Below are 10,087 nucleotides of genomic sequence, written 5' to 3'. Positions count from 1 at the left end.
CTGGTCTTGCACGAGTCCCACCGCTGCATTCGGGACCCGAGCGTCCAGGAGAACATCGCTATTCCCGTCCACGAAATCAAGCAGCCCTCGACGGCGTTCGTCCAGGACGAGGTCGTCGGTATCGACACCGACGCCCAGGAAGTGGCCCTCGCCGATTCTGACACCGTCGAGTACGATTACCTGCTCGTGGGGCTGGGCTCGCAGACGGCCTTCTTCGGCATCGACGGCCTCGAAGAGCATGCGCTGACGCTCAAGAGCCTCGACGACGCCCTCGAAATCCACGACAACATCCAGCAGGCCGCTCGCGAAGCCTCCACGAACGACCCTGCGCAGGTCGTCATCGGCGGCGCTGGCCTCTCGGGCATCCAGACCGCCGGCGAAGTCGCCGAGTTCCGCGACGAACACAACGCGCCAATCGACATCCACCTCGTCGAAGGCCTCGACCAGGTCCTGCCCAACAGCGACCCCGAACTCCAGGGTGCCCTGCGCAAGCGCCTGGAAGCCGCCGACGTGAACATCAAATGCGGCGAGTTCATCGGCGAGGTCGACGAGGAGACCGTCTACATCGGCGACGAGGACGAACTGGACTACGACGTGCTGGTCTGGACCGGCGGCATCACCGGCCGGGACTGCATGCANGAGGAGACCGTCTACATCGGCGACGAGGACGAACTGGACTACGACGTGCTGGTCTGGACCGGCGGCATCACCGGCCGGGACTGCATGCACGAGGTCGAACTGGAGAAGGACGAGCGCAACCATCGCGTCCACGCGGAAGGGAACTTCCAGACCGACGACGAGCACGTCTTTGCGATCGGTGACTCGGCACTCATCGACCAGCCCGGCGACCAGCCCGCGCCGCCGACCGCCCAGGCCGCCTGGCAAGCCGCCGAAGTCGCTGGTGAGAACCTGGCGCGCGCCGTCCGTGGCCAGCCACTCAAGACCTGGACCCACAAGGACAAGGGGACCGTCGTGTCGGTCGGGGAGAAAGCCGTCGCCCACGACGTGGTGAACATGCCCATCGAAACCTTCGGCGGGCTGCCCGCGAAACTGCTGAAGAAGGCGATTGCTGCCCGCTGGATCAAGGACGTTACTGGCGTCGGTCGGGCCGCCAAGGCCTGGCCTGACATGTAGTACCTTTTTACGTCACCCCCTCTCCTCGCGGCGCTTCGCGCCGCTGCGGGGAGCGGGTTCGCAAAAATCTACGCTAAAAACGACCGTCTCGCTCCCGCTGGTCGCGAGAAGTGAAACCGCGCGCCGATGGCGCGCGGTATGCTGTTTCTACCGCACTGCAATCACTACCGCAATCGCGACTGCAACTGTACCGCATCCCCTCGCGACTAGCAGTGGTCCGGAATCGGACTAGCGGTCAATGGACAGGCCGGCGTGCCACCCGTCGGCGTCGGCTTCCTCGACAGCGGCGTCCATCTCGGCCAGATACGAGACAGCGAGGCTAGCGCATTTCGCCGCTTTGCGCTCGCCTTCGGTTCGGAACTCGCCGGTGACGCGGTTGGCGTACACCGTACAGACAGCGCCGGCCCGCAGGCCGTACAGGTTCGCGAGCGTGAGAATCGTCGCGGCCTCCATCTCGAAATTGAGGACGCCGGCCTCTTGGAGTGCTTCGATGCGTTCGTCGCTGCCGCTGGCCTCGAAGTCCTTGAATCCGGGGCGCGACTGGCCGGCGTAGAAACTGTCTGTCGAGCAGGTGACGCCGAGGTGGTAGTCGTAACCGAGTTCCTCGGCGGCGGCGACGAGCGCCGAAACGATCCGGTGGTCGGCGCTGGCGGGGTAGTCCTCGCGGACGTACTCCTTGCTGGTCCCCTCCTGCCGCACTGCGCCGGTCGTGATGACGAGATCGCCGATGCTGGCTTCCTCTTGAATTGCGCCACAGGAGCCGACCCGGATAAAGGAGTCAGCGCCGACGCGGGCCAGTTCTTCGAGCGCGATTGCGGCCGACGGGCCGCCGATACCCGTCGAGGTCACAGAGATGGGCGTGCCGTCGTGAGTGCCCGTCGCCGTGCGGTACTCGCGGTGTTCGGCCACGATATCGTGGTCGTCCCAGTAGTCGACGACCTTTTCCACGCGCTCGGGGTTCCCCGGCAGCAGGACGCTGTCGGCCACGTCGGCCTCGCTCACTTCCAGATGGTACTGTACGTCGTCGTTCGGGTCTTCACTGTCGCTTGTCATTTGTCGAGATGGTCGCTGGTGATTGTCGTTGGCAGGAGCTCCCCGAGTTCGTACACTGTCGGCTCGTCGCCGTCGGTGATGATTTCGAACGACTCGTCGCAGAACTCGCTGAACGTCTGGCGGCACATCCCACAGGGAGTGACGCCGTCGCGCTTGCCCGAGGTGACGGCGACGCGCTCGAATGACCGGTGGCCGTCGCTGACAGCCGCGCCGATGGCTACTTCTTCGGCGTGCAAGCTGTTGCTGTAGTTGGCGTTCTCGATGTTACAGCCGGTGTAGACGCTGCCGTCGCTCGTTTCGAGCGCCGCACCGACGGTGTACTCGGAGTACGGTGCGTACGCCTCGTCGATGGCGTCTCTCGCTGCGTCGAGGAGGTCCTCCATGCACTGGGCGTCGAAGGGCCGTGTAGAAATTCTATCGGTCTCGGAAGCGGGCGGGCGTGCCTGCTTCGGGTTCAGGCGTCGGCTGCACTGACAGCGCCAACAGCGTCACGGACCGCCTGTGTGGTTTCCGCGACCAGCGCGTCGATGTCGTCGCTCTCCGCGTACACCCGGACGTACGGCTCAGTGCCGCTTGGTCGAACAAGCGTCCACGACCCGTCGTCGAAGGAGAGTCGGACGCCGTACTCGGTCGAGACATCAGCCTCGGGGAACGCATCCGGCAGGCTGGATTCGAGTCGGGCCATCGTCTCGGCTTTGGCGTCGTCGGGACACTCGACGCTCACCTTCTCGTAGGGCCGTTCGGAGATGACGGCCCGCCTGTCGGCGACGCTCTCCTCGGCGAACAGGCGTGTCAGCACGGCTGCGCTCGCCACGCCGTCTATCCAGCCGCCGAAGGCGGTGTGGATGTGCTTCCAGGGTTCGGCGGCGAAGACGACCTCGGTCTCCTCGGTCGCGTCCGCACGAACGTCGGCGATGCCGACGTGGAGTGAACCGAGGTGGATGCGCTCGACGCGGCCGCCGGCGGCTTCGACTCGTTCGTCGATACGACCGGAGGCGTTGGGCGTCGTCACGACGACGGGGTCCGAGACGGCCGCGGCACGCGTGTAGTGTTCGGCGAGCATCGCGAGTATCGTGTCCTCGTGGATGACGTCGCCGTCGGCATCGACCACGACGATGCGGTCGGCGTCACCGTCGTGGCCGAACCCGAAGTCGGCGTCCGTCTCGGCAACGAACTCGCGGAAGTCGGACAGCGTCTCCGGCGTCGGCTTGCTCTCGCGGCCGGGGAAGGTCCCGTCCACGTTCGCCTCCGTCGCCAGCACGTCGGCACCCAGTTCCCGGAGGACCTGCGGCGTCGCCACGCTGGCCATGCCGTTCCCGCAGTCGACCGCCACCGTCAGCCCCGACGGGTCGCCGCCGAGCGACTCGGCGTAGTCGGCGACAGCGCCTCGGTACTCGTCGAGGTAGTCGACCGATTCTGTGTCGCCCCAGTCGCGCCAGGCCGTCGGCGTCGAACCGTCCTCGATTCGCCCTTCGATGCGTGTCTCGTCGGTGTCGCCGTACTCGGTGCCGTCGGCGAACACCTTGATGCCGTTGTCCGTCGGCGGGTTGTGGCTCGCGGTAATCATCACGCCGTGGCGGCCCTGCGATGCGTACGCCAGTGCCGGCGTCGGCACGCGGCCGATTCTGACGACTCGCGCGCCGGCGCTTTGCAGTCCCGCGGCCATCGCATCAGCGAGCGCTGGCGAGGTCACGCGACCGTCGTACCCCAGTACGAACGTCTCGCCGTCCTGCCCAGTAGCCTGTCCAACTCGCAGTGCAAGGTCCGGCGTCACCTTCGATACGACATCACCGCGGATGCCCGCGGTCCCGAACAGTTCCATACCGGCGATGCGGAAGCCGACCGTATAATTCTCTCGTTCGCACGTCAGTTCAGGGTCGCCGTGTGGCCGGTTGGACGAGAACGATGGCTGATGTTGGATACAAACAGGTCAAAAGGGGCCGCGATGTGCCGGGTTACAGCAGTTCGTCGAAGTCGTAGCCGTTGATGTCGACGCCCTCGGCGGTGACATCGGCGAGGTAGATGCCGTTACCGGAGCCGGTGTCACGCTCGGCGGCGGCGTTGATCGAGGCGGCCGCGACCTCTTTTGCCTCCTCGTTTGTCATGTCTTCCTCGTAGCGGTCTTCGAGGGTCCCGTACGCGACGGTGAGCCCGGAGCCAGTGACAGTGTAGTCGTCTTTCATGACGCCGCCGGCCGGGTCGATGGAGTAGACGTGGTGGCCGTCGTCGTCGACGCCGCCGAGGATAGGGTTGATGGCGAAGAAGGGGCCACCGCGGGCGAAGTTGCCGGCCAGCGTCGAGAGGGCCTTCATGCTGATGTCCTCGCCGCGCCGCGCTTCGTAGAGGTTGACCTCGGCACGAAGCGTCCGGATGAACGACTGTGCGCCGCCGACGCTGCCGACGAGGGTCAGCGCCGCTGTGGGGTGAATCTGCTCGACCTTCTGGACGTTCTTGTTCGAGACGAAGCGACCACCGAGCGAGGCGCGCATATCAGTCGCGATGACGACGCCCTCGGACGTGCTGATGCCGATAGTGGTCGTTCCGGTCTTGTTCACCTTCTCCGAATCCTGTGCGGACTGTTCGGGGAGCTCGCCGACTTCGGGCGCGTACGGGTCGCTCTGGAACTCGTCAGCAGCCTGGGGTCCAGAAAGCTCCGGCCCCGGAGTCATATCTCGCATTACTGTGCGGTACTAGTCGGGCGCTGATAAAACCTCTTTTCCTGGTGAGCCTGACCGTGACCACCGCTGTCAGGTATCAGTCGGCTGCCCCGTCTTACGCGCTCGCCTGGTCGTAGGCCTCGTTGAGTCCCGACACGGCCCGGTCCATCGGCAGTCGGAGACCGAACTGCTCCGTGAGCATCGCCACCGGCAGCAGCATGATGCCCAGCAGCAGGGTGAGTTGATACAGTGCGAACAGCGTTGCGGTGTACAGTCGAGCTACCATCTTCCTCGGTCGTTCCAGAGTGAGTCTGGTATATAAGTCTTGTTGCCGAAACTCTGTTTTAGATTATCTTTTGTGGCAAAACAATCCCTCGCAGTCTTGCGGTTTGCTGAGATACCTGAGAGAATAGACTACTACCCGAACGATTCCGCTCACAGACATAATAGGGGCGTGAGTCAGGTGGTTGGTTCGCATAAGTTATAGAGATAGTAACGGTGACGTGCGCAACAGAAGCGAATCAAAACTATCGAATAGTCGGGCCACGAGAGCTAGTGTATGAACTACCTCGTGGCGATGGAAGCAGCCTGGCTGGTTCGTGACGTAGACGACATCGACGACGCTATCGGTGTCGCAGTGAGTGAAGCGGGGAAGCGGCTCAACGAGGCCGAGATGGACTACGTCGAGGTCGAGGTCGGCGCGACCGGCTGCCCGGCCTGTGGCGAACCGTTCGACTCGGCGTTTATCGCGGCCGACACGGCGCTCGTCGGACTGGTCCTTGAGATGGACGTGTTCAACGCCGAATCCCCCGAACACGCCCAGCGGATCGCCAAGAGCGAGATCGGTGGCGCACTCCGGGACGTGCCGCTGAAAGTCGTCGAGGTCTTCGAGACCGAAGCCGACGAGGACGAAGCCGAAGCCGAGGCGTAATCGGCGCTTCAGTTGATTCGCCCGCCGCAGCAGCCGTGGGCTTTTTATATTACCTCTGGTAATTAGCGGATATGGACTTACCGACGCCACAGGACCTGCGGGAGCGCCGCAACGAACTCGGGCTGACCCAGAGCGAACTGGCAGAGCGGGCTGACGTCTCTCAGCCCCTTATCGCTCGTATCGAAGGCGGTGACGTGGACCCACGGCTGTCGACACTCCGCCGGATCGTGACTGCACTGGAAGAGGCCGAGGGCGGCATCATCAAGGCCCGCGACCTGATGAACTCTCCCGTCGTTGGCGTCGCGCCCGACGATTCCGTCCACCAGGCCAAGGAGCTGATGGACGAGAAGGGGTACTCACAGGTCCCTGTCATCCGGGACGGGGCACCACAGGGCCTCATCGGCAACTCCGATATCCGCCAGCGCCCCGAAGAGAACGTCGGCGAACTTCCCGTCGCCGAGGTGATGAACGAATCTATCGCGACCGTCGAACCCGACGCTCCCATCGACGAAGTCGATGCTTACCTGAACCACAATGCCGCTGTGATGGTCGTCGAAGGCGGGGAAACTATCGGTGTCATAACCGAAGCGGACATCGCGCGTACGGTCAGCTAACTCTAATTCTCAGAAGCGCGAACTGCGATAGTGGCCGCGTACTACCCGTAGGAGGGGCTTAATACCGAAAACAGTGTCAGGGATATATGTCTATTCTCACCAATGAGAGACGTAGCGACATGCCTAATCCCAGCGACCCACTGTATGCCGAACTCGAAAAGGCCCTCGAGAACGCCGAAAGCGAAGCGGCCAGATATCACATCCGGCAGGCGCTCCAGATACGGATTGCGGAGGAGACCGCCGGCAAAGACATCTTGTCCGCCTGACCGGGTTCCGTCAGATCTTCAAACCACTCAGTCGGTGAGTTCGAGCCCGCGAATCGCGACCGCCTCGTCTCCATCAGCCACTTCGCCAATCACGCGAGCGTCCTCGCTGTCGGCGACGATCTCGTCGGCGTCAGCCTCGGGGACCGCAGCGACGAACCCAGTACCCATGTTGAACGTCCGGTGCATCTCTTCGTCGGTTACCTCGCCTTCCGCCTGAACGAACTCGAAGACGGGCTGGGCCTCGAAGGGATCCGTGATCTCGTACCGGTAGCCTCCCATCCGCGTGAGGTTGGTCCAGCCGCCGCCGGTGACGTGTGCGGCCGCATGGGTCTCGCTGGCACGAAGCGGCTCCAGTACCTCACTGTAAATCCGCGTCGGCGTCAACAGTTCCTCGGCGATAGTCCGGTCCGGGTTTGGCGGGAACGGGTCGGTGTACTCGTGGTCCTGTGTGACCGCCTCGCGTGCGAGCGTGAGCCCGTTGGAGTGAATCCCGGAGGACGGCCAGCCGACGATGGCGTCGCCGGGCTCGGCCTCGCCGGGGAAGACGGCGTCTTTCGGTGCCAGTCCGGCGCAGGTGCCGGCGATGTCCAGCCCCTTGATGACGTCCGGCATCACGGCAGTTTCGCCGCCTACGAGCGCCACGCCGGCCCGCTCGGCCCCCGTCCGGAGCCCCGCGCCGATGTCCTCGCTCGTCTCCTCGTCCGGCGTCTCGACTGCGAGGTAGTCGACGAACGCCACCGGCTCGACGCCGGTCGCGATGAGGTCGTTAGCGTTCATCGCGATGCAGTCGATGCCGATAGTCGAGTAGTCGTCGACGGCCTCGGCGACGAGGAGCTTGGTGCCGACCCCGTCCGTCGCGAGCGCGAGGTACTGGTCGCCGATGTCGACCAGCCCCGCGTAGTCACCCTCGAACTCGCCGGCCGCGCCGATGAGCGCCTTCGTGGCCGCCTCGCTGGCGTCGATGTCCACGCCGGTTTCCGCGTAGGTCAGTCCCTCCGCATCTTCGTCGCCTGTGTCCTCGGTCTCGGGTTCACCGTCGGTCATACCCGAGAGCGGGCGTGGCGCGGGCAAAAGAGCGTCGTTCCGGCGGAGCGTTGCGCCCGCTCAGAGAACGAACAGCGCGCCGACTCCGAGCAGAATCGACGGAACTGCCACGGCGAGAAACACCGGCGTACTCCACTCTCGAACCGTTCGGCCGTCGAGCGGGCCAAAGGGCAGCATATTGAAGCCGGCCAGCAGGAGGTTGATCTGCAGGCCCATTCGCGCGACCTCCCAGAGGAAGCCGCTCGTACTCAACAGCAGCGCCGCGACGAACGGCACGAGGAACACGACGGCGAGCGCGAGGTTCGTCACCGGTCCCGCGACGGCGATGAGGCCGTGTTGCTTCGCCGTGAGGCGGCCACGATGAACGACTGCGCCCGGCGCGGCGAACAGGAAGCCGACGAGGCCGCCCAGGACTGCGAACCCGAGCATCCGGTAATCGGCCTTGAACGCGGCGATCTGACCGAAGCGGACGGCGACGACCTTGTGGGCCAGTTCGTGCAGCAGGAAGCCGACGCCGACGGTCAACAGGCTGACGGCGAACGTGCTGGCGATTTCGGCTCCCGAGAGCCCGCCGAACTGGCCGAAGACGATGCGGCGGAACTCCCGTTCGAGGAAGAACGTAAACGCCAGTCCGAGCGCGAGCCAGGCGACGAGGAGGTCCCGGAGTTCGCGCTGGCTGAAGCTGAGGCCGCCGACGGTCCGGCCTCCAGCGGTTCGCTGTCGGCGACCCGCCATCAGAGGACCCCCACGAGTATCTGCGTCCCTTCGCGGACGCCCTGCCAGAGCAGGCGCGAGACGCCCTGCATCCCGCCGATGTCCGACGAGATGTACGGGATCAACACTGGGAAGACGACGTATGAGGCGATTGCGCTGCCGACGTTCGTCAGCGCGACGACGAGGATCAGCCGGAACAGCGGCACGCCGCGCATCCGGCTGACGAGGTCCATGACCGGCGACTCCTGGTCGTTGAGTATCTCGTTGAGCGTCGCGATATCGCTGATGTTGACGGAGATGTACCGCAGTTCGACGTAGCCCGCGAACCAGCCGGCGGCAAGCAGCGGAAACAGGCTCGTCAGCCAGCCGAACGCGCCGGCGGCAGCCGCGCTCGACCAGTGAGCGCCGGCCACCTTCGCCAGCCCGCCGGCCAGTACGGCGTTGACGGCGACCAGCGCGACGAACAGCTTTAGCAGCACCGCCTGGCTCGCGCCACCGAGGATGAGCAGGCCGAAGAAGACGAGGAAGACGACGCCGAAGCCGTAGCCGACGAGCTTGTACAGTGAAAAGCGACGACCGCCTTCGGTTCCGGTGAGCGATTCCATCGGTGGGAGCGTCTCCGGGTTGTCGAGATAGCCCTGAATCCCCTCGCGGTGGCCGGCCCCGACAACGGCGAGGACGTGATAGCCGGCCTCACGGAGGGCGATGAGTCGATGGGCGATGAACGCGTCGCGTTCGTCGATGAGCGCCTCCGCGCCGCCGGGGGAGAACTGACGGAACTCCTCCATCATCGCGCTGACCACGTCTGTATCAGTCAGTGTCTCCATGTCGAACTCCTCGACGTCGGCCTCACCGCGGAACTGGACCAACAGCGCAGCGATGGGAATCCCGATACCGGCCGCGACGACACAGATGAGCAACAGCGTATCGAGCAGCCCCTCAGCAGTGCTTCCGAGGCTGCCCGGCAAAACCGAAAGAGCCCCGCTCGGGACGATGAACGGGCCACCGAAGGCCCCGGCGACGACTGCAAACAGCCCGCCGAAGACGGCACCGATGGTCAGCCCGACGGTCAACGGCGGCCCCATCTCGGCTGCGAGGCTGCCGACGAGTTTGAGTTTCTCGACGGCTGTCAGCCGCGCCCAGAACCGCTGGACGGTCGTCTGAATGTCCCGGTCGACGAGTGCGACGCCCAGACCGAGCCGTTCGGCGGTGTCGATACCCGCCTTCATGTCCGCACCCGGCTCGATGTCGAACCGGTCGCCCAGTCTGGTCTGGATGTACGACAGCATCCAGTACGCGAGGAACTGAAAGACGGTGTTCCCGCGCAGGAGGTCGCTCGCATCGAGGTCGTCAGGCGTTTCGCCCTTGATCTGGCGATACCGGCCCTCGTCGAGTTCCACGGCGACGATATCGGGCTCGGATTCTTCGATCGCTGATTCCACTTCCGTGACGCTGTGCTCGGAAACGTGAGCGGTTCCGACGACATCGACGCGTCCCGAACCTGACGGTTCCGGGAACTCGTCTGCCGCCGACTCCGCGTGTTCGGTCATCACCCGCGTTACACATTCGTTTCCTTTACCCTTGTCGGGTCCGGGTGACTGCCGAGAAACGGCGGCCGAAATCATGTCTGCGGCATTGTATGTTCCCGTTACGCGGCGAAGCTATTACCGACTC

At 64.6% G+C, this 10,087-nt stretch carries 12 protein-coding genes; 4 read left to right on the top strand and 8 right to left on the bottom strand.

Annotated elements, in window-relative coordinates:
• Window positions 1–1,134 (top strand): NAD(P)/FAD-dependent oxidoreductase (locus C442_RS09155; protein ID WP_049942915.1); only part of this gene is annotated, 1,134 nt, incomplete at its 5' end.
• Between the two features lie 228 nt (window positions 1,135–1,362).
• Here the strand turns inward: C442_RS09155 and C442_RS09150 are convergent.
• The 5 genes from C442_RS09150 to C442_RS22100 form a co-directional block, all read right to left on the bottom strand.
• The gene (locus tag C442_RS09150; protein ID WP_008309739.1) at window positions 1,363–2,187 is read right to left on the bottom strand and encodes a nucleoside phosphorylase; all 825 of its coding nucleotides are present in this window, start codon (window positions 2,185–2,187) and stop codon (window positions 1,363–1,365) included.
• On the bottom strand, window positions 2,184–2,570 hold the full coding sequence (gene cdd, locus C442_RS09145) for a cytidine deaminase (protein WP_004962275.1): 387 nt from the start codon (window positions 2,568–2,570) through the stop codon (window positions 2,184–2,186). Before cdd ends, C442_RS09150 begins: the two co-directional genes overlap by 4 nt.
• A gap of 71 nt (window positions 2,571–2,641) precedes the next feature.
• The gene (locus tag C442_RS09140; RefSeq protein ID WP_008309734.1) at window positions 2,642–4,009 is read right to left on the bottom strand and encodes a phosphopentomutase/phosphoglucosamine mutase; all 1,368 of its coding nucleotides are present in this window, start codon (window positions 4,007–4,009) and stop codon (window positions 2,642–2,644) included.
• Window positions 4,010–4,142: 133 nt separating this feature from the next.
• Entirely contained in the window at window positions 4,143–4,856 is a 714-nt protein-coding gene (gene psmB / locus C442_RS09135; protein ID WP_008309732.1) for an archaeal proteasome endopeptidase complex subunit beta, read from the bottom strand.
• A 103-nt stretch (window positions 4,857–4,959) separates the two neighbouring features.
• Window positions 4,960–5,130 (bottom strand): hypothetical protein, encoded by a 171-nt coding sequence (locus C442_RS22100; RefSeq protein ID WP_004593118.1) that lies wholly within the window; start codon window positions 5,128–5,130, stop codon window positions 4,960–4,962.
• 273 nt (window positions 5,131–5,403) lie between these two features.
• Between C442_RS22100 and C442_RS09130 the strand changes: the two genes are divergently transcribed.
• The 3 genes from C442_RS09130 to C442_RS09120 all read left to right on the top strand — a co-directional run bounded on the left by C442_RS09130 (window position 5,404) and on the right by C442_RS09120 (window position 6,655).
• Window positions 5,404–5,775 carry a DUF555 domain-containing protein gene (locus C442_RS09130; protein ID WP_004515717.1) on the top strand — a complete coding sequence of 124 codons (372 nt, stop codon included), beginning with the start codon at window positions 5,404–5,406 and terminating at the stop codon, window positions 5,773–5,775.
• 71 nt (window positions 5,776–5,846) lie between these two features.
• Window positions 5,847–6,389, top strand: a complete 543-nt coding sequence (locus tag C442_RS09125) for a CBS domain-containing protein (protein ID WP_008309731.1) — start codon at window positions 5,847–5,849, stop codon at window positions 6,387–6,389.
• Window positions 6,390–6,475: 86 nt separating this feature from the next.
• Window positions 6,476–6,655, top strand: coding sequence for a hypothetical protein (locus tag C442_RS09120; protein ID WP_008309729.1), 180 nt, complete (start codon window positions 6,476–6,478; stop codon window positions 6,653–6,655).
• 27 nt (window positions 6,656–6,682) lie between these two features.
• On the opposite strand, the gene purM is transcribed toward C442_RS09120, so the two are convergent.
• From purM to C442_RS09105, 3 genes are read right to left on the bottom strand one after another with little or no spacing between them, the layout of a single operon-like run.
• Window positions 6,683–7,699: a phosphoribosylformylglycinamidine cyclo-ligase gene (gene purM, locus C442_RS09115; protein ID WP_008309728.1), complete on the bottom strand. Its 1,017-nt coding sequence runs from the start codon at window positions 7,697–7,699 to the stop codon at window positions 6,683–6,685.
• A gap of 60 nt (window positions 7,700–7,759) precedes the next feature.
• Window positions 7,760–8,434: a site-2 protease family protein gene (locus C442_RS09110; RefSeq protein ID WP_008309725.1), complete on the bottom strand. Its 675-nt coding sequence runs from the start codon at window positions 8,432–8,434 to the stop codon at window positions 7,760–7,762.
• Entirely contained in the window at window positions 8,434–9,963 is a 1,530-nt protein-coding gene (locus tag C442_RS09105; RefSeq protein WP_008309723.1) for a TraB/GumN family protein, read from the bottom strand. The genes C442_RS09110 and C442_RS09105 overlap by 1 nt, the downstream gene beginning before the upstream one ends.
• Window positions 9,964–10,087: the final 124 nt, after the last annotated feature.

It is taken from the genome of Haloarcula amylolytica JCM 13557 (assembly GCF_000336615.1).
Taxonomy (GTDB): Archaea; Halobacteriota; Halobacteria; order Halobacteriales; family Haloarculaceae; genus Haloarcula; species Haloarcula amylolytica.
Note: the sequence above shows the minus strand (reverse complement) of the source record. Positions and strands in the feature narration are given on the sequence as shown.

Coding starts and splice junctions, on each gene's coding strand:
- C442_RS09140 (WP_008309734.1), bottom strand. CDS start 4,009: ATGGAACTGTTCGGGACCGCGGGCATCCGCGGTGATGTCGTATCGAAG.
- psmB (WP_008309732.1), bottom strand. CDS start 4,856: ATGACTCCGGGGCCGGAGCTTTCTGGACCCCAGGCTGCTGACGAGTTC.
- C442_RS09150 (WP_008309739.1), bottom strand. CDS start 2,187: ATGACAAGCGACAGTGAAGACCCGAACGACGACGTACAGTACCATCTG.
- C442_RS09105 (WP_008309723.1), bottom strand. CDS start 9,963: ATGACCGAACACGCGGAGTCGGCGGCAGACGAGTTCCCGGAACCGTCA.
- C442_RS09110 (WP_008309725.1), bottom strand. CDS start 8,434: ATGGCGGGTCGCCGACAGCGAACCGCTGGAGGCCGGACCGTCGGCGGC.
- C442_RS09130 (WP_004515717.1), top strand. CDS start 5,404: ATGAACTACCTCGTGGCGATGGAAGCAGCCTGGCTGGTTCGTGACGTA.
- C442_RS09125 (WP_008309731.1), top strand. CDS start 5,847: ATGGACTTACCGACGCCACAGGACCTGCGGGAGCGCCGCAACGAACTC.
- purM (WP_008309728.1), bottom strand. CDS start 7,699: ATGACCGACGGTGAACCCGAGACCGAGGACACAGGCGACGAAGATGCG.
- cdd (WP_004962275.1), bottom strand. CDS start 2,570: ATGGAGGACCTCCTCGACGCAGCGAGAGACGCCATCGACGAGGCGTAC.
- C442_RS22100 (WP_004593118.1), bottom strand. CDS start 5,130: ATGGTAGCTCGACTGTACACCGCAACGCTGTTCGCACTGTATCAACTC.
- C442_RS09120 (WP_008309729.1), top strand. CDS start 6,476: ATGTCTATTCTCACCAATGAGAGACGTAGCGACATGCCTAATCCCAGC.